The sequence below is a fragment of the Synechococcus sp. W55.1 genome (assembly GCF_047461655.1).
Taxonomy (GTDB): domain Bacteria; phylum Cyanobacteriota; class Cyanobacteriia; order Thermostichales; family Thermostichaceae; genus Thermostichus.
The window spans coordinates 17987-39993 of sequence record NZ_JANSHN010000011.1 but is presented as its reverse complement, the minus strand read 5'-3'; the positions used below and the strand labels follow the sequence as shown (position 1 = coordinate 39993).

Here is a 22007-nt window from a genome sequence, read left to right as displayed (position 1 = left end):
TCAATCCCTTGCCATTGGCTCCGTTGATCGGCAGCCTTAAGAATCAGGTCACAAGCTTGGCCGGACAATATGGGATCCCGGTTTTACGGTGCTGGATCCCGATGCGGAGCCGACCTTGAACAACATGGGGTTTCGACGGATCTGGAGCGCTTAATCACGGCACAGGATCCAGGCAATAAGGGGGGGATCCCTGTGGTCAAGATAATACCGAACGGCTTGGGTCAGGTCGATTTCCAGGTCGCGGTTTTGGATGTCGGTGATCATCCTGTGCATAAGCTCCAGATGGATGCGGTCGTCTTGGGTGAGCAGAGCATACTTGCCATTGGGGCTGTTGTTGAGGGCGGCCAAGGCCGCTTTGGTGGCGGTAGCCGTTTTGGAAGGAGGCTTAAGGCGGGCATCCCGTAGCAAAAGAAACTGAAGCTCAGGGTGAGCAATCACCAATTGGTTGAAGTTATTGAGCTGTCCATACATGCTGCTGGGACCCACTTGGATAAAGGCGATCACCCGCTTCTGGTCGGAGAAATAGAGGTGATCTGGAAGTTTGCGTTTGCCCAGCTTCAGGGTGCTCATGGGGACAGGATGGATCCCTTGCAGGGCATTGACGATGGTGCGCAATTTGCCGATATCGGCTGTGCTGTCCATAATCGCCTCTTGGGGATAGCTGGCACGAAGCTGGGCCTCGGTATCACGGAGGTAGGGTTCCAAGACTTCGGCAGGATCCTCAGAGAGGCTGGGTGGCTGGAGAGGCGGAGCTACAGCAAGGAGACTCTGGGCAGGAAGAAGGGGGATGAGCAGTTGTTTGAGGGTTTGCAGCTCAGTTTCGAGCCGCTGGACACGGGCGGCTAGATTGCTGGCAGTGGGTACAACTTGCACCTGGGGAGGGAGAGGGATCCCGTTGATGTAGTGGCGATAGTAGGCTGAGGCCCGGTTGAGAATGGCCCGGATGGAGGGTTGACCAAGAATATCGCTTAGGTCATCGGCGGTGAAGAGAGCTTGGAGGTGGATCCCTGAAGGCAGGCGGCTCTGGAGAAGGGCTTGAAGCTGGGGAAGAGAGGGGAGATCTAGGGAGAGGACGGTTTGGGAGAGGCGATCGACGGTAGCCCGGTCAAATTGGGTTTGGAAATGTTGCCAACGGTCGGGGAACAGATTGAGGATAAACAGACTGTTGGGGATACGGGTAAAAAGCTCTTTCAGGGCATCGCCCAAGTTGAGGAGGATATCTCGATTTTCTTCTCGGCCCAAAGCTTCCAATTGGTCAAAGACAATAATGAGAGGTCGGTCAAGCAGCGAGAGCCTACCGATGACTTTCATTCCTTCTAGAGCAAAGGTGTTGCGGTCGAGATCTGCACTCCAGGGGGGTAACCCAATCAAGCCGGTATCCTCGGGATCCAGGTCGGTACCGCTGAGCCAGCGGATGATCTGTTGACGGCGGTTGGGATCCCTGTAGCTGCAGTATTTGATGATGCCCTTGAGAATGTTTTCGGTGGAACCGGTAAGGAAGTTTTGCTCTGCCCACCAGCGCAGAACCTGTTTTTCAATGGCTTGCCATTGTTGACGACGACGCTCGGTGCCTTCTGCTCCCAGGCGATGAAAGAGGTTGAGGGGATCCGCCGTGAGAAGGGAGAGAAGCTCTTCAGTTTTTGAGGTTTGGGGGAAGGTTTTCAAGATTTCCACAAAGCTCTTGGCAATCAAGTAGTCGAGCTGGGTGTGGTGATGGGCATCTACCCGTTCGCGCAGGGATTCCAGGGTGTGGCTGTAGATGTGGTGGTAGATGTTGTCGGGATGGGTGGGCTGAGGGATAAACAGGAGACGGTTGTGGCGCAGGAGGTTTTGGGCCACCCGCATGATCAGGTGGGTCTTGCCGGATCCAGGTTCTCCCAGTAAGACAACCCCTCGGCTCTGGTGGTTGGGATCCCGTTGGATGTCCTGTAGGGTGGCAGTGAGCTGCTGGTACTGAGGCTGATAGATGGTGGTCTCGTCGGGATAATGCTGAAAGGGATTGTCAACTCTGCTGTTGGCGAAAGGATTGGGAACATTCTGGGCTTTGAGCTGAGCGTGGGTGAGGTGGCGATAGAGGTGGTAGGTAAAGAGGGCATCGTAGCTGGCGTCGTGGGCCAGTTTGGAGTTGAAGTAACCGCTCTCCAGTTGGATCCCAAGATGTTTGCTCAGGTACTCGAGTCCGTAACCGGCGAGGTTGGGAAAGTATTGCCTAGCAGCTAGCCAGGTGCAAAAGACAGAGTTGGGGAGCCAAGGCTGGTTGACTTGACCAAAGGCTCGTTTAAGGATCTTTAAGTCATGATCTGCATGGTGAAAAACAAGAGTCTTGCCTTGTGCCAAGCGCCGCAGGTCAGCAACGATCTGGGTCAGGGGCTTGGGCTGGGGGTGGTGGGGCGAGTATTCTTGGGTGTAGGCATGGTAAATAAGCTGGCCGCTGCTGTCGATAAGGGCGATTTCTTTGAGGTTGGGGTTGCCCTCGGTGTCGATAACCAAGTAGCTCATGGAGGGGCGGGATCCCGTGATGCTAATGTGCTCAATATCTCAGTGTAACTCTGGGTAGGCGGGTTCACCCGACACCAAGGGAACTAGAGATGAGTGAGCAGTGGTATTTTGCATACGGAAGTAACCTAGATGCCCAGCAGATGGGACACCGTGCTGTTGATTTCAAGGAAGCTAGGCGTGCTCGTTTGCAGGGATACCGCCTGACGTTCAACAAGCGCGGCAACGATGGAACCGGCAAGGCCAACATTGTCCGGGATCCCTCTGGGGTTGTGTGGGGAGTTGCCTATCTGTGCAGCTCGGACAGGCTGGAGAGGATGGATCGGTATGAAGGAATTCCGGGAGGTCATTACCGTCGCCAGCAGGTTCAGGTTCGAAGCGATGAGGGTGAAGTGATCGAAGCAATGACTTACGTGGCGGGAGATTCATTCATTGATGATTCATTGATCCCAAGCGAGGGATATCTTCAAGGAATCTTGAAGGGGGCACGAGAGCATGGGCTTCCCCCCGACTACATTCATCAAATTGAAGCGATGGGGTTGGGTGGCTGAGAGCACTCTGTCCAAGGGGATTGAGGCTGCTGGCAAACAGGTTCCTGCCCCTGACCTTAAGATGGAGCCTCAAACCAGGTGGGTTGATCCCGAACGGTTTTGGCAGCGTCCAGATCCAAGAGAGTGCGACCTATCCGATAAAAGTGACGGCACATCCGTTGGCAATCCGAAAGGTCGGCGACTGTTATCTCAATCACCTACAACCATGCCAAACAGGCCACAGTAAAAGGCTGGCCATCGCAATGGTACTCCTCTTGCGTCTACAGATGCGGTGGGGCTAGTGTTGCCAGACTCTCATCTAACTCAGTAACTGTTCTTGCAACACGGAGTTTCTCAATAAAACGATGTAGTCTTGAATCTCTTGCGGAAGCATTTTAATGTCGCTATCCATTTGTCGATGAACAGAGAGAACCTCAACTCCAACCAGTTGATTTTCCTTGTCGAAATCCAAAACAACCCCAGGGGCAATCTCCTCTGAGCTTTGGACTTGAGCTGTTGTCAAACGAATATATCCAGCATCCACATCAGGATCAAACTCGATGAAAGGTCTCATGGCAGCTTTTTCCCCATTGTTCGATCAAAAAAGATAGTCACCACTGTCCAAGGATCCGTTGATTCATCGTAAACAATCTTCAGGAGGCGATTGCCGTACTCCGGAATTCGACCATAGGCTTGCTTGAGCTGAGGATCTTTGGGATCCACTTGTACGTAGTCAGGGCAGCTCAGAACTCTCTCGATCCACTGGCTTGCGATCTCTTGTCGCTGCTGCAGCCGTCTCAACGCATGCTCAGATAGCCGAAAGTGCTCAGACTCTAACACAAGCTACCCAAATGAGATAAGGAGCCGCTGGCGGGAGCTGACAACTCTTTTTTTCCTGCGGTTAAAGAGTAAACCTTGCCATATCATCTTCTCCACCGGATCTCGACCGTCAAACGGGGGGATCCCTGAGCAAGCTAGCTCTGAGATAGGCGCTTCACCTCAGCTCCAGAGAGCAGGCGATGGGCTTCTTGCAACAAAGCCGGGATCCGGTCGCGGTGGGGGCTGTGGATAAGATAAGGTCGCAGGGCTTCGGCATCCACCTTGTCTGCCCGCTGGCCGGGGAGCCAACTGCCGGCATTGCCCAACAGGTTGTAACGGCTCTTGGCATAGTCCACCAAGTCATAGGCCAAGACCAAATTGCGCAGCAGCAGAATGAACGGGATATTCACTTGTCCGGGGGTTTGGTCGTAGCGAGGCAGGCCCTGGTGCCAAGTTTTGGCGTAGTGTTCCCCCACCTGCTCGATCAAAGCTTGCTCTAGGCGGGCCAGGATCGGCGGCAACAGCTCATCAGCCCGATCCAATAACTCCACCGCCTGCAGGTGCTCATCAAAATCGCTGGGTCGGGCCGCCCCAATGCTGAGGGTGTGAACCTGGGGATGGGACAGACAGAACAGGTCGTTGAAGACCATCGGGCTGAGGGGTTGGCACAACTGCACCAGCTTGGCGGGCGGATCGTAAAGCTTGCCCCCCTTATCCGAGGGACTGATGATGAATACCCCCATATCCTGCTGAGCGGCGGCCTCAATGGCAGGCCAGTTGGTCTGGTTGACAAAATACCAGTGCAGGTTGACGTAATCGAAGCCCCCTGACTGTATGGCTTCCACAATCAACTCCGTTGGCCCATGGGTGGAGAAGCCAACGAAACGCACCCGTCCCTGCCGTACTAGGCGCTGACACACCTCCAGACACCCCCCTGGACGCAGGCTGTGCTCCAAGTCTTCCCAGGTATTCAACCCGTGGATGGCCAGCAGATCCACATAATCGAGGTTCAAGTAGCTCATCGATTGCTCGAACTTGGCCAGGAACTGCTGCGGGTCGGCGCTGGGGCCAATTTTCGTCTGCACAATCAGATCTTGCCGGGGAAAGAGCGGCAAAATGCGGCCCAACTGCATTTCAGAAGTGCCATAGCCGCGGGCAGTTTCGATGTGGTTGATGCCCACCTCCAAGGCCCGGCGAATCGTCGCCTCCAGGTTCTGCTGGCTTGCCGCTGGGATCCCTGACCAAGGAGTATCTTGCCAACTGTGTTGATAGCGCATGCCACCACAGCTCAGCACGGGCATAGACAGCTCGGTACGCCCAAATCTGCGATACTGCATGGTTTTTCCCCTGGACTAAGCCCCATTTTAGAGTGGCCCCACCGCCGAAGCTTGAACCCTGAGCCGGCCGCATTGTGCAGCAGTCACCGTCAGAAATCAAGAAATCAGATCAGTCTGGAAATGTGAGGGCTGCAGGGGAGCGACTAAGCTAGAGTGTTTTAGGAGTACGGGGCTGACGGGGCTCGAACCCGCAACTTCCGCCGTGACAGGGCGGTGCTCTAACCAATTGAACTACAGCCCCAATCGCTGCGAATATCTATTCTGGATGTGGACGAGGATTGTTGTCAATCATGGTGGTTAGTCTGGCAGCACAGGCCGCAACCCTTGTGGATACCGCTCCGCAAAATGGGATCCCAACGGCGGCGATGCAACAGGTGGCGGATGTGCTCACTCAGGTGGCCCAACACCTGGATCACCTGCAATACACCACCTTGCGCTACCCCGATGGCGGCTGGCTGACGGTGCGGGTGGTCGAGGATCCTGCTGCTGGCGACTCATCCTCAGAGGGATCCCAGCCGACGACCCATCTGTGGATCCCGGCCTTCGGCCACCTGGAAGATGCCCACACCACACTGGCAGAGCTCAAGGAGCGATCGCCGGAGCTGGAGACCGCTTCTTTTGGGGTCTTGGAGCTGTTGTTCTTGGCGTTGGGCCTTTCTCGGGCCGATGGTATTGTCTTTTACGACCAAGCTGGGGATCGGCAACAGGGCAAAACCGTAGCCTGCCGAGCTCTGACGGAACAGGTCAACCGGTCTCTTCGCAGATGGGCTTCCCCACCCCCTTCGATGGCTTGATCTCTTGTTTATAGTCATCTCGATTCAAACCAGGACACTGTGCCCACACTAAGACGTCGGTCGCGTCTTCGCGTCAGCGTTGCGGAGCAATGGCATTGCGGGGCAATAATGCGGAGGGACAGGAGGCTTTTCAAGGACTCCGTCCCGCTGGCGCGATCAGTAGCCCAGGCGTCTCATCCTAACCTGAAATAACTATAAATAATAAAAAGACCACAACGCAAAATCTCAGATCCGCAGTCCGCCCTGCGTCAGCTCAAAATGGCTCCCTGCCGACGGGCAAACTTCCGTAGCTTCTCGTCCATCCGCGCCCCCCGTAGATCCGCTTTGCAAAAGTTGGTAAAGCGCTTGCTCTTTTCTTCTGGGTATCGAGCCAAACGAACCCTGCCGGCCATCGACCAGATCACCGAGCTGGCCACCACCAAGGCGATCCCAGCCGCTCCTAACGCATAAACCAAATTGCCCGTGGTCAGGCGGACAAGCAAAAAGGCCAGGATCCCTGAGCCCAGCAGCCCCCCCAAGCCTGTCAGGATCCCTCCCAATGTTTTGGCCGATCCAGACAGTTGGCTCAAAACCCGTAGCCAGTAGGGTTGAGGGGTGTTGAAGAGGATGCCGCGCAGATCCGCCCCCTGCAAGTTGGCCCCTGAGAAATCGGCCCCCCGCAGATCGGCCTGGCGCAAATCATAGCCGGCTAGGTTTTGGTTGGCAAAGGACTTTCCCCGCAGATCCGCTCCCGCCATGGAAGGGATCCGCGGTGGGGTAGCCGGCTTGATCCGTCCGCCGCCTGTGATGCTGCTGGCTCGGCCCAGTTGGGTAAAACCGGTGGTGCTCCCCCACTCAGAGGGGATGGATAGCGGGCTGCTGGCTGTCATTCCCCCTGCAGTGAACTGAGGTAGGGGTGTGGGCGAGAAACCGCCTGAGCGGCGCTTGGCCCAGTAGCCGGAGATCACCGATGTGCTGGGATTGGCAGACAGGGGGGAGTTGGGCAACACAATCGGCTGAGAGATCGGGCTGCCTGCCTCTTCCACCGGGATCCCTTGCAGCGCCCGCAAGACCTCGGTGGCGGTGGCAAAGCGCTGATTGATGGCCGGCTGCAACATGCGGTGCAAAATGGCGTCGAATTCAGGGCTAAGCTGCAGTTCATCCGACCAATCCCACTGCCCCGTTTCATGGTTATAAAACTTGGCCGGAGATTCCAACGTCATCAAGTTGATGCAGGTAGCCGCCAAAGCATAGAGATCGCTAGAGGGACCGACCGCCTGGCCGGCTACTTGCTCCGGGGGAGAAAAGCCAAGGGAGCGGATTGCTGTCACTTCTGCCGCCTGCTCCTGGGCTGGCCCCAGTTCCTTTACGGCCCCAAAGTCGATCAGCACCAGCCGCTGATCCTCTTTGCGGCGAATGAGGTTGGCAGGTTTAATGTCTCGGTGAACCGTGTTTTGGCTGTGGACATAGCTGAGGATCAGCAGCACCTCCTGCATCACCTGCCGGGTTTGTTCTTCGGAAAAGGGCCCATTGCGACGCATTTCTTGGGAGAGGGTGGTGCCCTGGATAAATTCCTGCACCAAGTAGAACTTGCCGCCTTCCTGAAAGTGGGCGTAGAGCTTGGGGATCTGCGAATGTTCGCCCAGGCGCTCCAACACTTGGGCCTCGCGATTGAAGAGCTCCTCCGCCAGCTTGGCCAGTTGCGGGGATCCCTCGACCGGGCGCAACTGCTTGATCACCCGCCAAGGTTTGGAGGGCATGTCCTCATCCCGCGCCAAAAAGGTAGAGCCAAATCCCCCCTGGCCGATGCGCTTGAAGGCCCGGTAGCGATTGCGCAGCAGGAGGGGATGGCCACAAGAGGCACAGGTAGAGGCATCCGCCGGGTTTTCCGGGTGCAAACAGGCAGGGTTAAGGCAGTAGCAAGTGGGCATACCAGTTTGGGGTTACCGGCTGGCGATCCGGACAACCGAGACGGAGCCAAGAAGTCGGCAGGCAAGTTGTGAGAGATACATACAGGTTAGACCAAGAAGAAACAAATCTTGCACAACTGCCTCAGATAGGCTGATCTTAGCGTCTGCCCGCCCTGAGGTTAATCGGACAAATCGCTTAGGTTTTCGGCGGATGGGGTTTGGTGGAACAGAGGAGAACAACAAGGGCTGGACTGCCCTGCAGAGGGAAAACTTAGAATTGATGAATACAGCCATCTTCGCCTGTCATGTTTCCAGCTCTTTCCGGTGCCGCCATTCGGCAAACTTTTCTGGACTTCTACGCCCAGCGGGGCCACCAGGTGTTGCCCAGCGCCTCCTTGGTGCCAGAAGATCCAACGGTGCTGCTGACCATTGCCGGCATGTTGCCCTTTAAGCCCATTTTCCTGGGGCAACGGGATCCGGAGTACCCACGGGTTACAACGGCCCAGAAATGTGTGCGCACCAACGACATCGAGAATGTGGGCCGAACGGCGCGCCACCACACCTTCTTCGAGATGCTGGGCAACTTCAGCTTTGGCGACTACTTCAAAAAGGAGGCCATCGCCTGGGCCTGGGAGCTGGTGACGGAGGTGTTCGGCCTGCCCCCGGAACGGCTGGTGGTGAGCGTCTTTCGCGAAGATGAGGAGGCTTTTGCCCTCTGGCGAGATGAGGTAGGGATCCCGGCCCACCGCATCCAGCGCATGGGAGAGGCGGATAATTTCTGGGCTGCCGGCCCCACTGGCCCCTGTGGCCCTTGTTCTGAGATTTACTACGACTTCAAGCCGGAGCTGGGGGATGAGCGGATCGATTTGGAGGATGACTCCCGCTTTCTGGAGATCTACAACCTGGTGTTCATGGAGCTGAACCGGGATAGCGAAGGTCACCTGATGCCGCTGGCCAAGCAAAACATCGACACCGGCCTGGGGTTGGAGCGGTTGGCCCAGGTGTTGCAGGGGGTGCCCAACAACTACGAGACAGACTTGATCTTTCCCATCATTCAGACGGCGGCTGGGATCGCCGGGCTGAACTACTCCAAGGCCGACCCGGAGCAGCAAATCTCCCTGAAGGTGATCGGGGATCACGCGCGGGCAGTGATGCATTTGATTGCCGATGGGGTGCTTCCTTCCAATGTGGATCGGGGCTATGTGCTGCGGCGGCTGATCCGGCGAATGGTGCGCCACGGGCGATTGCTGGGGATCGGCGAGCCTTTCACCATCCCGGTGATCGAGACCGCGATTCAGTTGGCCGAGGCTGCCTATCCTCAGGTGCGGGAGCGAGAAACCCTGATCAAGACCGAGCTGCAACGGGAGGAAGAGCAATTTCTCAAAACCCTGGAGCGGGGGGAACGGCTACTGCTGGATTTGTTTACTGCCGTCGAATCTTCCCGCCGTGACAGCAGCTCGCCAAAGCAGATCTCCGGCGCCGACGCCTTCAAGCTCTTCGATACCTACGGTTTTCCGCTGGAGCTGACCCAAGAAATCGCCCAAGAACACGGCTTCAGTGTGGATCTGGAGGGCTTTGAACAAGAAATGGAGAAACAGCGGCAGCGGGCCCGCGCCGCCCACCAAACCATCGATCTCACGGCCCAGGGATCCCTGGACGAGCTGGCGGATTTCCTCAGCCAAACGGAGTTTTTGGGGTACAGCCAATCTTCTGCCCGCGGCGTGGTCGAGGCCCTGCTGGTCGGGGGAAAATCGGTGCCCCAAGTGGAGGCAGGGCAGGCAGTGCAGGTCGTTTTGGATCGCACGCCCTTCTACGCCGAGTCCGGCGGGCAAATTGGCGACCGGGGCTACCTCTCCGGGGATGGCCTGCTGGTGCGCGTTGAAGATGTGCAAAAGCAAGGGGATCTGTTCGTTCACTTTGGCCGTGTGGAACGCGGGATCCTGCGGGTGGGGGATCCCGTCCAAGCCCAAATCGACCTGGCCTGTCGGCGGCGCGCCCAAGCCCACCACACCGCCACCCACCTGCTGCAGGCAGCCCTGAAAAGAATTGTCGATCCCTCGATTGGTCAGGCGGGATCCCTGGTGGCCTTTGACCGGCTGCGCTTTGATTTCACCCTATCCCGGCCAGTCACCCCTGAGGAGCTGGAACAGATCGAGAACTTGGTGAACACCTGGATCGCCGAGGCCCATGCTGCTCAGGTGGCGATCATGCCCTTGGCCGAGGCCAAAGCCAGAGGTGCTGTGGCCATGTTCGGGGAAAAATACGGCGCTGAGGTGCGGGTGATCGACTTTCCGGGGGTGTCGATGGAGCTGTGCGGTGGCACCCATGTCAACAACACCGCCGAGATCGGCCTGTTCAAGATCATCGCCGAGACCGGGGTGGCTGCCGGGATCCGTCGCATCGAGGCCGTGGCCGGGCCGGCTGTACTGGAATACCTGAACGAGCGGGACAGGGTGGTGCGGGAGCTGAGCGCCCAATTCAAAGCCAAGCCCCAGGAACTGCCGGAGCGGGTTGCTGCCCTACAGGCGGAGCTGAAAGCTGCTCAGAAGGAGCTGGAGGAGGTGCGCAGCCAGTTGGCCTTAGTGCAGGCCGAACGTTTGCTGGCCCAAGCGGTTGCCGTCGGAGATCTCAAGGTGTTGGTGGCCGAGCTGGGATCCACCACCCCTGAGGCCCTCAAAACCGCTGCCGAGCATCTGCTCCACAAGCTGGGGGAAGGGGCAGTGGTGCTGGGATCGGTGCCGGAAGCCGGCAAGGTCAGCCTGGTGGCTGCCTTTAGCCCTGCTGTGCAGCAACTTGGCCTGAAGGCGGGATCCTTCATCGGCGAGATTGCCAAACTCACCGGAGGGGGCGGCGGCGGACGGCCCAACTTGGCCCAAGCTGGGGGCAAACAGCCGGAGAAATTGGCAGAGGCTTTGCAGGTGGCCCGGGAGCGGTTGCAAGCGGAGCTGATCTCGCGCTAGGGGAGCGAAGCCCTTTTGAGCACCAACAGGCCGTCCATCAGCCACTACAGTCTGTTCAGTTTAGGGTGAGACACTCGGGCTATAGAGAGAAGCCTTCTGGCCGCGTATGGGGTTATGGGTTTAGTGTCCTAGTTTGAATCGAAATGACTATAAATCTTCGGCCAGTGGGGTTTCCGACAGGTCTTCCAGGCTCAGTTGCACCTGCCGCTGCAGCGCCTGAATCGCTTGGTATTCCTGCTGGATGCTGGCCTGGTACTGGGCGGCCAGGGCAGTGTTGCCTTCGGAAAAGGCTTGATCCCACAGTTGGGTCCAGTAGCGGTAGCGCTTCTGGCGAATTTCCAGCTCCATGTTGGCAATGGCGGCCCGCACCACCATCCGTGGACGCATCAGGGCTACGCGGGTATTTTCGTCCAACCAGAGCAGATGGCTGAGGCGCTCGTTGAGCTGCTCATCTTGGGCACAGAGGGTGCGCAAAGCCGTCAGCAACGTCTCTTCTTGCTCTTCCAGCTCCGGCTGAGCCGAGATCAGCTCCAAGATCCACTGCCACAGCTCGCGGTGGGGGCGAAAACTAAATTGCAGCTCCCGCTCCAGCAAAGTTTGCCGAATTTCGCGGCGATACTCGCCAAAATGCAGAAAAATCTGCAAAAGATGGGACTCAGATTGCAAGAGTTTGGATCCCTTATTGAGGGAAGGTTGCCGGGGTTTGGCCCAGCGGTACTGCCGCACGGCTCGGCGCAGGTCTTCTTCCAAGTCTCGACTGAGGCGACCATTGCCCCGACTGAGCAGTTCTGCCACTTTGTGCAAATACAAAGAGCGCCACTGTCCACCCAAACCGGCCAGCAGTTGCACAAGGGCTTGACGGGCCTGTTGAAAATCGGCGGCCCGGCTCAGATCCCGACCGGCCAACACCTGTTCAATTCGCCAATCCAGCCACAGGGGGGCCTGCTCGATCAGGGTTTGCAGTTCAGCAACCGCTGGTGTCAGCGGGGCGGAGCCCCTGTGCTCCCGCAAAAATTCGTCGGCATCTTTGCCCTCAGGAAGGGTGAGAATGCGCAGCTCAATTTCTCCGCGCCGCGCTTGTTCTTCAACGGCTTCAATGGCTCGGTTGGCGGCGTTCAAACCGGCCCGATCCGCATCAAAATTGAGAATCAGTCGCTTCGATTGGGTGTAGCGCAGCAGGATCTTCACCTGGTGGGGCGTCAAAGCGGTGCCCATAGCGGCTACGGCATAGGCAACCCCCGCCTGATGCAGGGCGATGACATCGAAGTAGCCTTCCACCACCAGGACTTGATCGGCCTTGGCAATGGCATCGCGGGCAAAGTTGAGGCCATAGACCACCTGGCTTTTGTTGAAGAGCTCTGTTTCTGGAGAGTTGAGGTACTTGGGCTGTCCTGACTCCCCCAAGGCTCTGCCGGCAAACCCGATCACCCGCCCCTGCACATCGAAAATGGGCAGCATGATCCGGTTGCGAAAGCGGTCGTAGTGGCCGGATCCCTGCTGGCGGGGAACCAGCAATCCAGCCTCTTCTAAAAGTTTGACCGGTTGGCGCTTGTGGTTGACCAAGTATTCGTAGAGAGATTGCCAGCCGGGGGGAGCAAAGCCGATTTGAAATTTTTGCAAAGTTTCTTCGCTCAGGTGGCGGCTGTGCAGGTACTGGCGGGCGGCGGATCCTAGCTGGGATCGGAGGGCATGCCGATAAAAATCGGCAGCCATGGCCAAAATCTCCAGCAGCTTTTCCCGGTGGGAGAGCTCCCGCTCATCAAGGGATCCCAAGGGCTGCGCCTCGGGATTGCGGGTGGGCAGAGGTATGTGGTATCGCCGCGCCAAGTGGCGCACGGCCTCAGCAAAGGAGAGATGCTCGGTCTGCATGACAAAGCGCAGCACATCTCCCCCTGCCCCGCAGGAGAAGCACTTGTAGATCTGCTTGCTGGGGCTGACCTGAAAACTGGGTTTGTGGTCGTTGTGGAAAGGGCAAAGCCCAACGAAGTTCTTTCCCTGCTTGCGCAGCACCACTTTTTCGGCCACCACTTCCACGAGGTCGGCCTTTTGGCGCACCAACTGAATGAAATCGGGGGGCAGACCGCTCATGGCTTCGGGGGATCCTGACCTTATAGTAGCCGGGGGAAACTCGACAGGCTGTCTTTTGACCTGGCCCAACGGGCTTGGGATAATGGGCGGGCCTTAAAGGCTAGTTTTCGGTCAGTCCCTGAGATGAAAATGCGAATGATCAACCTTTTTATCGGGCTTTTGGTGGCAGTATTTGCCCTCTTTTTAGGCCCGCAAATGGCTTCTGCTGAGCCTGATTTGGCCTTGGGAGCCAAGGTCTTTCAGGCCAAATGTGTGGGTTGTCACTTGAACGGGCGCAACACTTTGGTGGCAGCGAAAAACCTTTCTCTGGCGGCTCTTCATGAGTACCACGTAGACACCCCTGAGCTGATCCAGGCCCAAGTGAGAAACGGCAAAGGGGCCATGCCGGCTTTTGCCAAGATTCTCAAGCCGGAGGAGATCGAGGCGGTGGCGGCCTACGTTTTGGATCGCGCTGAGCACAACTGGAGTAGAGGCTAGTGTCCAAAGAGAGGACTCAAGATCCAGCCCTGCTCCAGGGGAGACCAGTGGAGCGGCTGCCTCACGAGCAGGGATGTGAAGGACAGGGATCCCGCCGCAAAATCTTGTCGGTTGGCGTGGGAGCACATGGCTTGGTGGCGGTGGGCATTTCCGCCCATGGGGTGGTGGCCATCGGCGTGGTGACTCACGGCATCCTCTCTATCGGCCTGGTGGCTATGGGAGCGCTCTCGTTCGGGCTGGTGTCGATGGGCTTGGCCAGTGCCGGCCTGGTGTCGATGGGCCTCTCCAGTTGGGGACAGCACAGCATGAGCATAACGGAATCCCACGGATCCCATCACCACCCCTAGGTTTTGACCAACAAACACTGCATTTTTCTCTTTCCCTACAGGCTTGTAAGGAGCATCTGCGAATGTTCAGTCTGCAAAGTTACTTGACCCTGGCCAAGAAATCTCTGCTGGCCCTGGGAATGAGTTGTTTGCCCCTTTCTTCTGCCTGGGCCCATGTTACCGTCCATCCCAAAGAGGCCCCGGCGGGCAGCTTTGTTAAGCTTACCTTTCGAGTGCCCCATGGCTGCGATGGATCCCCGACCGTGCGCCTGCGGGTGCAGATCCCGGAGGGATTCGTCTCTGTGAAGCCGATGGTGCATCCCCTGTGGAAAATCGAGACGGTCAAAAAGCCGCTGGAGACCCCCTATGAGTCGCATGGGAAGATGATTACCGAAACGGTTGCCGAGGTGATCTGGAGCGGCGGCTCGCTGCCCGATGAGTTCATGGATGAGTTCAGCATCAGCCTCAAGCTGCCGAATCGCCCCGGTGAGGTCATCCCCATCCCAGTGATTCAGGAGTGCGAGCAGGGCATGTACCGCTGGATTCAGGTGGCTCAGCCTGGCGAGGATCCCAACAGTTTGCCGCAGCCGGCTCCGCTGCTGAAGCTGACAGGTGGAGACAGTGGACATGGGCAAGGCCACGGGCATGGACATGGGCATGGTCACGGTACCCGCTAAGCGGTCTGCTTAGGAGCATGTTTCATCCCAAAAGGGGTTTTGCTTGGATTTGGTCTGGGATCCTCTGCGCCTTGCTGTGGGTGGCCGGGATCCAGCCCGTTTTTGCCCATGCCAGCTTGCTATCCACCTTCCCGGAGGATGGGGCAGTGTTGCAGGAAGCTCCGGCCCAGGTGCGGCTTGTTTTCAATGAGCCGGTGCAGATCACACAGCTCCAGGTTTTAGACAGCAACGGACGAGCTCTGCCCTTGGAAAATCGGGTGACCAGGGGTGAGGCACCGCAGGGGGATTTGCTGCAGGGGATCCCCGAGGGAGTTTACATTGTCAGCTGGCGGGCCATTTCTGCCGATTCTCATCCGGTAAGCGGTTCGTTTGTTTTCCTGGTGGGAGCGGATCCGGAGCGAGTTCAGACGGTGAGGGCGACCCAGCTTCAAGGAAGGGATCCCTTGTACTGGCCGCTGGTGGGGGTGCGCTGGGGGATCTACTTGGGCAGCCTTTTTGTGGTGGGGGTGCTGGGCTGGTGGCGACTGTTGCGGGGGCGGTTAAACGCCGAGGCCGGATCTTGGGCTTTTGCGACAGCTTGGATCACCCTCAGTTTGACCGCGGTGGCCTTCGGTTTGCATTTGGCCCAGCTTTACCCCCACTTCAATGGGCGAGAGCTGCTGGGTGTGGTGCTCTCTCCCTATGGTTGGGGTACAGGACTGCGGCTGGTGGGGCTAGGGATCCTGATCTGGGCCTGTGAGGGAGGTGCCGTCTGGGCCAGCGGTATGGGGTCGGTGTTGGTGCTCGGCTCCTTTTTGCCCATTGGCCATGCTCTCACCAGTGAGCATCCGATGGGGACAATGGCGCTGCTGGGGCTGCATCTGGCCGGTTCAGCTTTCTGGTTGGGAGGGTTGTGGGGGCTGGAGCGCCTGCTGGGCAAGGAATCTGCTCCCTACCCATCTGTAGGCATCATCCAACGGTTTTCTGACGTGGCCACCTGGGCGGTACCGGGGCTTATCCTGGCGGGGGTGGGGATGGGTGGGATCCACCGCGGCTGGCACTGGGATCATCCCTACGGCCAGTATCTCTGGGCCAAGCTGCTGCTGGTGCTGATGATGGTGGGGCTGGGCGCCCACAACAAGTTTCGGCTGGTGCCGGGATTACAGCAAGGTGGACAGGCCGCGGGCCGGTCGCTGCGCCGGATCGTCCGCCTGGAGTTGGTGGGGCTGATTCTGGTGCTGGGCTTGACCAGCTTCCTGGTGGCCCAGGCTCCCCCCAGTCATGGGAGGCAGGGCATGGGATCCCCCCTGGAATCAGGTTGGCAGACCAGTTGTGAAGAGAGCTTGAACTGGCCGGAAGGCAGCCTGCACCTGAAGATTCTGCCCTGCCGTCCCGGAGAAAACCAGATCCAAGTTGAAGTGAAAGGGATCCCGGCTCAGGAATTGACCCTTGGGTTTTCCCTGCCGGAACACGGGATTCCCCCTCTACGCCGTACTGTAGCGCCGGATAGGCCTGGCCAATTTGTGGTGGAAAATGTGCCTCTGGCCCTGGCGGGGGAATGGCAGATCGAGGTGAGACTGCTGATCAGCGATTTTGAAGAGCGGCGAGGTCAGATCGCGGTTTCTCTCTGACTGAATTGTTACAGACATTGAAGATCGCGAAAAGAAAAAGCAGAAAAAGACCCTGGATAGGAGCTGTGGATTGCTCCGCCCAAGGGCGTCCGCCTGTGGCAGAATCGAGCCAGCTTGCAGTGGCAAAAGGCTGCGCCGCTCAGGGACTGACTTGGCCATGGAAGACAAGATCAGAGCGGGAAGTGTGCTCAGGGGACGCTATCGCATTCTCCATCCCCTCGGGGAAGGGGGATTTGGCATAACCTACAAGGCGGTGGATCAAGACACCTTCGATAGCCCTTGCGTCGTCAAGCGCCTTCGCCCCCTCTCCACGGATCCCTATACGTTGGCCACGGCTCGCAAGCTCTTTGAACGGGAAGCCAAGGTTCTCAACCGGCTCAACCACTTCGACCAGGTGCCCCGCCTTTTGGCCCACTTCGAGCAGGATCAGGATTTTTACTTGGTGCAAGAGTTTGTTGCCGGGCATGATCTCAGCCAGGAGCTGATCCCGGGCAAGCCGCTGAGCGAGGCCGAGGTTTTGAAACTGTTGTGGGATATTTTGGAGATCCTGCGCCATGTACACGCCCACCAGATCGTCCATCGGGATATCAAGCCGGCCAACTTGATGCGCCGCGATGCCGATGGCAGGTTGGTGTTGATCGACTTCGGGGCGGTCAAGGAAGTGGGGCGGTTGGTCAGCCATGCCCCCGGCCAAACCCAGTTGGCGACCGTGATTGGCTCGGTTGGCTACATGGCGCCCGAACAGCTCAACGGCAAGCCCCAGCCCTGCAGCGACCTTTACTCTGTGGGGGTGTTGGCCATCCAAGCCCTCACCGGTCGTCCCCCCCACAAGATCCGGGATGATCCCCGCACCGGCCAACTCATCTGGCGGGATCTGGTTCAGGTTAGCGAGGAGCTGGCCGAGATTTTGGATCGCCTGATCTGCCCCCACTGGCAAGAGCGTTTCCAATCGGCTGCTGAGGTGTTGGAGGCGCTGCGGCCCCTGTTGCCTTTTCCCCAGGAGTCAACGCTTCGGGATATTGCGGTGGATCAGGTTTTGGCGACGCGCCTGTTGGCCCGCGCACAGGAGAAAGCTCGCCAAGGGGATTTCCAGGGGGCGATTGCCGACTGCACGTTGGCCATTCAATTGGATCCCCAAAACAGCCGCGCCTACAGCCAGCGGGGCAGCGCCCGCTACAAAAGTGGGGACTTGGCAGGGGCCATCGCAGATTACACCCAAGTTATTCAACTGGCAGGGGATGCCCGCGCCTATTTCAACCGAGGTATTGCTCGCTACCGGCTGGAGGACTACGAGGGAGCTGTTGCCGACTACACCCAGGCTCTCGGCCTCAACCCGCAATGGGCGGTGGCCTACTACAACCGCGGCAATGCCCACCGGCAACTGAATCAGCAGCAGCAAGCCATCGAGGATTATTCGCGGGCCATTGAGCTCAACCCAGAGGATGTGCGGGCCTATTTCAACCGGGGTGTGGTGCGGGGCAGCTTGGGAGATGCCCAAGGGGCCGTCGCCGACTTCTCAGAGGTGATCAAACGGGATCCTCAGGACGGGGAAGCCTATTTCAACCGGGGAGTGGCGCGGGCCCAGTTGCCAGATCTACAGGGGGCTATTGAGGACTACACCCAAGCGCTGCAGTTGGATCCTCGCCAGGACAAAGCCTATTACCACCGGGGCCTGGCCCGACAAGCGTTGGGGGATCCCCAAGGGGCCGTTGAAGATTTTTCTCAGGCCCTATCCCTACGGTCTGCTGAGGCCACTGAGCTACCTGAGGCAGAGGCGGCAGCCCAGGCGGATCTCTACTTGCAGCGGGCCATGGCCTACCTGAGCAGCAACGCCCTGGAGTCGGCGCTGGCGGATTGTGAACAGGCTCTCCGCCTGGATCCCAACCTGTCGCGGGCCTATCTCTGCCGGGGCTTGGCTCGCCAGGGGCTGGGGGATCCCGGCGGCGCTCTGGCAGACTTCAACCGCGCCCTGGAGCTGGATCCCCAAATGGCCAAAGCCTACCTCAACCGGGGCATTGCCCACCTGGACTTGGGCAACATTGAAGCGGCTTTGTCCGACTTGAACCAGGCCATTGCTTTGGATCCCCAAGATGCCAGTGCCTACAGCAGCCGCGGGCGAATCCATTGGCTGTTGGGGGATCCCCTGGCGGCTCTGCAGGATTACACGGCTGCCCTGGAGCGGGATCCGCAGAACCCTCAGCTCTACCTCAACCGCGGCCAACTCCATGTTGAGCGGGAAGATTGGCCGGCAGCCTGTGAGGACTTCTCGCAGGTGTTGCAGTGGGCGGCGAGGCCTGGGATCCCACGCGGGCCGGAGCTGCTGTTGAATGCCCATCTATGCCGTGGCATGGCACGGCAACGGCTGGGGGATTGGCAGGGGGCGTTGGCCGATTTCGACCAAGTCCTGCAAGGGGATCCGAAGCCTACGGCCCGTCGGCGCGAACAGTTGGGCTCAGCCTATTTCCATCGCGGCCAGGTGCGGGCTGCTCTGGGAGATGGGCCGGGGGCCATCCAGGACTACCACCAGGCTTTGGCCCTGGGGGCGGCAGTGGCCCAGGCGGATATCCGCCGAGATCTGGCGCGGGCCCAAATCCAGGCAGGGGATCTGCAGGCGGCCTTAGAGCAGTTGAACGAGGCGGTGCGCTTGCAGCCGGAACGGCGGGATCTGCGCCAAGAGCGAGCTGAGTTGTGCCGACGGCTAGGCCGGTGGCAAGAAGCAATTGCCGACTACGACGAGGTGTTGCGGCAGGATCCCCAGGACTGGACGGCTTGGCTGGGACGGGGCATGGCCCATGGGCAGGTGGGCAACTGGGCTGCCGCCCTTCAGGATCTCAGCCGGGTTTTGCAGCAGGATCCTGACCACAGGGAAGCGCTGTGGCACCGAGGACAAGCCCTGCAGCAGTTGGGTCAGACCGAAGCGGCCTTGCAAGATCTCAACCGCTTGCTGCAGCAGGATCCCCAACACAGGATGGCCCGCTTGGCCCGCGGCTCTCTGTTGTTGGCGTTGGCGGTGCGCGGCACCGATGGCCCTACCAACCGTGCGGAGCAGGATCGCGTCAGCGGGACGGAGTCCTTGGAGCTGGGGTACTACGCGCAGGCTGAATCCGACTTCGACCAAGTCATCCAGGAAGAGGCCCAAGACGGGGAACAGTCCCGGCAGCTCTATCTGGAGGCCCACCTGAAGCGGGCCCAAGTCCGCCGCCTGCGCCACAACCTGGAGGGGGCAATAGCCGATTGGGATCGGGTCTTGGAGCTGGCCAGCCCAGGGGATCCAGAAGTGCTGGTCACCGAAGCCCTGTTGTATCGGGGCTTGTGTCGCCAAGAGAGGGGGGATCTGGCTGGGGCGTTGGCCGATTTCACGGCGCTGATCCAGCAGCAACCGCAGGCTTCTCAGGCTTTTGCTTTGCGGGCAAGGGTGCATCTGGCTTTGGGGGATCAAGAGGCGGCATTGGCGGATCTCAACCAAGCTCTGAGCCTCGACCAGAACTGGGGGGTGGCCGATGCTGCCCTGGCCTACCGTCAACGGGGGGATCTACACCGGCAGGCCAATTGCCCTGAGCTGGCCATTGCCGACTACACGCAGGCCCTGGCCTTGAACCCCCAGGAGCACTCTGCTTTGCTCCACCGAGCTCTCCTGTGGGATGGCGAGGGACAGACGGACAAAGCTTTGGAAGACTACACCCGACTGCTGCAACTGGAGCTGGATCCCCAGGAGCGGGTTTGGGTTTTGAACAACCGCGGCTGGGCCTACGCCCAACAGGGGGATTTTTCGGCGGCCATCCGCGACTACGACCAAGCCATAACACTCTGCACTGCTGACGCGAGCGATAGGGATCCCTGCCACCTCAAGGCCCACCTCAACCGCGCCCTGGCCCGGACTGCCCTTGGGGATTGGCAGAGAGCCTGCCAGGATTTCCAGGCTGCCCTCCAGATGCAAGGGTACGAAGGTCGGCTTTTGGAAGACGTTATCGCTAGTTATTTCAAAATAGGTTGAGACACTTCCCAAAGGCTCCGCGCCGTCGCCGCGGCCACCTCCAACCTCTCTTAGAAATCGATGGGATTTGAATGGACAGTTAGAGGGATCGGCTCAAGCCTCCTCCGCCACTTCTCCCGTCTCGGGCCGCAGCAGCGGAAAGGCAATGACATCGCGAATGCTGGGAGCGTCGCACAGCAGCATCACCAAGCGGTCGATCCCCACGCCCAGGCCGCCGGTGGGGGGCAGGCCATATTCCAAGGCCGTGAGGAAGTCTTCATCCAGAAAGTGGGCCTCTTCATCGCCGGCTGCCTTCAGGGCTGCCTGGGCCTCCAGCCGCTGCCGCTGATCCACCGGATCGGTGAGCTCTGAGTAGGCGTTGGCCGTCTCCCGCCCCACGATGAACAGCTCAAAGCGCTCTGCCAACCCCGGTTTGCTGCGGTGAGGCTTGGTAAGAGGACACACCTCCAGGGGATAGTCCAGAACAAAGGTGGGCTGGCGCAGGTGGCTCTCACAGCAGTGCTCAAAGGCTTTGACCAGCAACTGGCCGGGGGAGTCCTGGGGTGAGAGATTGGGGATCCCCCGTTCTGCCAAGGCGGGCAACAGCTCGGCGGTGGATCCCGTTTCCACATCGATGGAGATCCCGGTTGTCTCCTCCACCAACTCCTGCAGGGTCACCCGCCGCCAGGGGGGCGTGAGGTCAATGGTTTCCCCCTGATAAGTCAACTGCAGGGATCCCCGCACCGCCAGGGCGGCGTTGCAGACCAGGGTTTCCGTCAGCTCCATCATGGTGTGGTAGTCGGCGAAGGCTTGATAGGCCTCTAGAGAGGTGAACTCCGGGTTGTGGCGGGTGGAGATGCCTTCGTTGCGAAAGACCCGCCCAATTTCATAGACTCGCTCGATCCCGCCCACCACCAGCCGCTTCAGGTGCAGCTCGGTGGCAATGCGCAAGTAGAGATCCAGATCCAGGGCGTTGTGGTGGGTAACAAAAGGCCGCGCCTCCGCCCCGCCGGGGATCACCTGCAACACTGGCGTCTCAATTTCCACAAAACCTCGCTCTTCCAGAGTCTGCCGCAGGGAGCGGATGATCTGGGCGCGGTCGAGCAAGGTCTGCTTGACCTCAGGGTTGACGATGAGATCGACGTAGCGCTGGCGGTAGCGTTTCTCCACATCCCGCAGGCCGTGCCACTTGTCCGGCAGCGGCAACAGCGCCTTGGTTAGCACCTGGTACTCGTCCACCCGCACCGACAATTCCCCTTTTTCGGTGCGCTTGAGGCAGCCCTTGGCCCCCAGCCAATCGCCAACGTCGAGGAGCTTGTCCAGGTTCTTGAAGGCCAGCTCCCCCATCTGCTCCGTCAGCCGTTTCTTGTCTAGATAAAGCTGAATGGTGCCAGAGCGATCCTGCAGGGTAAAGAAGGCCAGCTTGCCCATGACTCGCCGCGCCCGGATCCGACCGGCCACGGCCACCTGCACATCCTCCCGCTCGCCGCCGGGCTCTAGGTCGGCAAACTGCTCCTGCAGCTCGGCAGCCAAGTGGGTAACAGGGAAAGAATAGGCGTAAGGCGGGATCCCTTGTTCCCGCAGGTGTTGGGCTTTTTCCAGGCGGGCGGCCCGTTGGGCGGCTTCGCTGCTGCTGGGGAGGGTAGACATGGCGGTGGATAGGCAATGGACAATGGAAGCCCCGTTAGGGACGGGATTTTTCAGGCTGCCGGCGGTGCGATCGCGTTAGCGGGACGGAGTCCTTTGCCGTGGGAACGCAGCAGCTCCAAAAGGGCTTCGGCCCGTTGGCGTTCTGCCTCAGCGCGCTGTTGTTCCAGAGCAGCCTTTTCTTCGCCGGTGGGCAAAACCTGCCCCTCCCGATCACACCAGCGTAGCCATTCGGTATTCACGACCTCAAAGGATCGCTGCCAGAGGGTTAAGCCCAGCCCGATCGCGTTAGCGGGACGGAGTCCTTTCGCGTTAGCGGGACGGAGTCCTTTCGCGTTAGCGGGACGGAGTCCTTTCGCGTTAGCGGGACGGAGTCCTTTCGCG

Annotated in this window: 16 protein-coding genes and 1 tRNA gene; 8 read left to right on the top strand and 9 right to left on the bottom strand. The window is 59.2% G+C overall.

Annotated elements, in window-relative coordinates; all coding sequences use genetic code 11:
• Positions 1-150 precede the first annotated feature (150 nt).
• On the bottom strand, positions 151-2499 hold the full coding sequence (locus NW816_RS07140; protein WP_414408706.1) for an AAA family ATPase: 2349 nt from the start codon (positions 2497-2499) through the stop codon (positions 151-153).
• An 89-nt stretch (positions 2500-2588) separates the two neighbouring features.
• On the opposite strand from NW816_RS07140, the gene NW816_RS07135 reads away from it, so the two are divergent.
• Positions 2589-3047, top strand: a complete 459-nt coding sequence (locus NW816_RS07135) for a gamma-glutamylcyclotransferase family protein (RefSeq protein ID WP_414342279.1) — start codon at positions 2589-2591, stop codon at positions 3045-3047.
• A gap of 298 nt (positions 3048-3345) precedes the next feature.
• On the opposite strand, the gene NW816_RS07130 is transcribed toward NW816_RS07135, so the two are convergent.
• From NW816_RS07130 to NW816_RS07115, 4 genes are all read right to left on the bottom strand, one after another.
• Complete coding sequence (locus NW816_RS07130) at positions 3346-3600, bottom strand: DUF2283 domain-containing protein (protein ID WP_011433140.1); 255 nt, start codon at positions 3598-3600, stop codon at positions 3346-3348.
• Positions 3597-3866 carry a DUF4258 domain-containing protein gene (locus NW816_RS07125; protein WP_011433139.1) on the bottom strand — a complete coding sequence of 90 codons (270 nt, stop codon included), beginning with the start codon at positions 3864-3866 and terminating at the stop codon, positions 3597-3599. Before NW816_RS07125 ends, NW816_RS07130 begins: the two co-directional genes overlap by 4 nt.
• Before the next feature lie 134 nt (positions 3867-4000).
• A complete protein-coding gene (locus NW816_RS07120) occupies positions 4001-5182 on the bottom strand; it encodes an aldo/keto reductase (protein WP_414408705.1) in 1182 nt (393 codons plus the stop codon).
• 167 nt (positions 5183-5349) lie between these two features.
• A tRNA-Asp gene (locus NW816_RS07115) sits at positions 5350-5423 on the bottom strand.
• Between the two features lie 49 nt (positions 5424-5472).
• On the opposite strand from NW816_RS07115, the gene NW816_RS07110 reads away from it, so the two are divergent.
• On the top strand, positions 5473-5976 hold the full coding sequence (locus NW816_RS07110; RefSeq protein WP_414408704.1) for a hypothetical protein: 504 nt from the start codon (positions 5473-5475) through the stop codon (positions 5974-5976).
• Positions 5977-6224: 248 nt separating this feature from the next.
• Here the strand turns inward: NW816_RS07110 and NW816_RS07105 are convergent, their stop codons facing one another.
• A complete protein-coding gene (locus NW816_RS07105) occupies positions 6225-7886 on the bottom strand; it encodes a protein kinase domain-containing protein (RefSeq protein WP_414408703.1) in 1662 nt (553 codons plus the stop codon).
• A 284-nt stretch (positions 7887-8170) separates the two neighbouring features.
• Between NW816_RS07105 and alaS the strand changes: the two genes are divergently transcribed.
• Positions 8171-10825 (top strand): alanine--tRNA ligase, encoded by a 2655-nt coding sequence (gene alaS, locus NW816_RS07100; protein WP_414408702.1) that lies wholly within the window; start codon positions 8171-8173, stop codon positions 10823-10825.
• 147 nt (positions 10826-10972) lie between these two features.
• On the opposite strand, the gene dnaG is transcribed toward alaS, so the two are convergent.
• Positions 10973-12913 carry a DNA primase gene (dnaG, locus tag NW816_RS07095; RefSeq protein ID WP_414408701.1) on the bottom strand — a complete coding sequence of 647 codons (1941 nt, stop codon included), beginning with the start codon at positions 12911-12913 and terminating at the stop codon, positions 10973-10975.
• A 135-nt stretch (positions 12914-13048) separates the two neighbouring features.
• Between dnaG and NW816_RS07090 the strand changes: the two genes are divergently transcribed.
• The 5 genes from NW816_RS07090 to NW816_RS07070 all read left to right on the top strand — a co-directional run bounded on the left by NW816_RS07090 (position 13049) and on the right by NW816_RS07070 (position 19997).
• Positions 13049-13390, top strand: coding sequence for a c-type cytochrome (locus tag NW816_RS07090; RefSeq protein WP_011433133.1), 342 nt, complete (start codon positions 13049-13051; stop codon positions 13388-13390).
• Between the two features lie 47 nt (positions 13391-13437).
• Complete coding sequence (locus NW816_RS07085; protein WP_414408700.1) at positions 13438-13737, top strand: hypothetical protein; 300 nt, start codon at positions 13438-13440, stop codon at positions 13735-13737.
• 62 nt (positions 13738-13799) lie between these two features.
• Positions 13800-14393 (top strand): YcnI family protein, encoded by a 594-nt coding sequence (locus tag NW816_RS07080; protein WP_414408699.1) that lies wholly within the window; start codon positions 13800-13802, stop codon positions 14391-14393.
• Between the two features lie 17 nt (positions 14394-14410).
• Positions 14411-16003: a copper resistance CopC/CopD family protein gene (locus NW816_RS07075; RefSeq protein ID WP_414408698.1), complete on the top strand. Its 1593-nt coding sequence runs from the start codon at positions 14411-14413 to the stop codon at positions 16001-16003.
• A 157-nt stretch (positions 16004-16160) separates the two neighbouring features.
• Complete coding sequence (locus NW816_RS07070; protein ID WP_414408697.1) at positions 16161-19997, top strand: tetratricopeptide repeat protein; 3837 nt, start codon at positions 16161-16163, stop codon at positions 19995-19997.
• Positions 19998-20090: 93 nt separating this feature from the next.
• Here the strand turns inward: NW816_RS07070 and lysS are convergent, their stop codons facing one another.
• Complete coding sequence (lysS, locus tag NW816_RS07065) at positions 20091-21626, bottom strand: lysine--tRNA ligase (protein ID WP_414408696.1); 1536 nt, start codon at positions 21624-21626, stop codon at positions 20091-20093.
• Positions 21627-21676: 50 nt separating this feature from the next.
• Positions 21677-21865, bottom strand: a complete 189-nt coding sequence (locus NW816_RS07060) for a hypothetical protein (protein ID WP_414408695.1) — start codon at positions 21863-21865, stop codon at positions 21677-21679.
• Between the last annotated feature and the right edge of the window lie 142 nt (positions 21866-22007).

Coding starts and splice junctions, on each gene's coding strand:
- NW816_RS07140 (WP_414408706.1), bottom strand. CDS start 2,499: ATGAGCTACTTGGTTATCGACACCGAGGGCAACCCCAACCTCAAAGAA.
- NW816_RS07075 (WP_414408698.1), top strand. CDS start 14,411: ATGTTTCATCCCAAAAGGGGTTTTGCTTGGATTTGGTCTGGGATCCTC.
- NW816_RS07105 (WP_414408703.1), bottom strand. CDS start 7,886: ATGCCCACTTGCTACTGCCTTAACCCTGCCTGTTTGCACCCGGAAAAC.
- NW816_RS07090 (WP_011433133.1), top strand. CDS start 13,049: ATGATCAACCTTTTTATCGGGCTTTTGGTGGCAGTATTTGCCCTCTTT.
- NW816_RS07120 (WP_414408705.1), bottom strand. CDS start 5,182: ATGCAGTATCGCAGATTTGGGCGTACCGAGCTGTCTATGCCCGTGCTG.
- NW816_RS07130 (WP_011433140.1), bottom strand. CDS start 3,600: ATGAGACCTTTCATCGAGTTTGATCCTGATGTGGATGCTGGATATATT.
- NW816_RS07110 (WP_414408704.1), top strand. CDS start 5,473: ATGGTGGTTAGTCTGGCAGCACAGGCCGCAACCCTTGTGGATACCGCT.
- alaS (WP_414408702.1), top strand. CDS start 8,171: ATGTTTCCAGCTCTTTCCGGTGCCGCCATTCGGCAAACTTTTCTGGAC.
- NW816_RS07135 (WP_414342279.1), top strand. CDS start 2,589: ATGAGTGAGCAGTGGTATTTTGCATACGGAAGTAACCTAGATGCCCAG.
- NW816_RS07070 (WP_414408697.1), top strand. CDS start 16,161: ATGGAAGACAAGATCAGAGCGGGAAGTGTGCTCAGGGGACGCTATCGC.
- NW816_RS07080 (WP_414408699.1), top strand. CDS start 13,800: ATGTTCAGTCTGCAAAGTTACTTGACCCTGGCCAAGAAATCTCTGCTG.
- lysS (WP_414408696.1), bottom strand. CDS start 21,626: ATGTCTACCCTCCCCAGCAGCAGCGAAGCCGCCCAACGGGCCGCCCGC.
- dnaG (WP_414408701.1), bottom strand. CDS start 12,913: ATGAGCGGTCTGCCCCCCGATTTCATTCAGTTGGTGCGCCAAAAGGCC.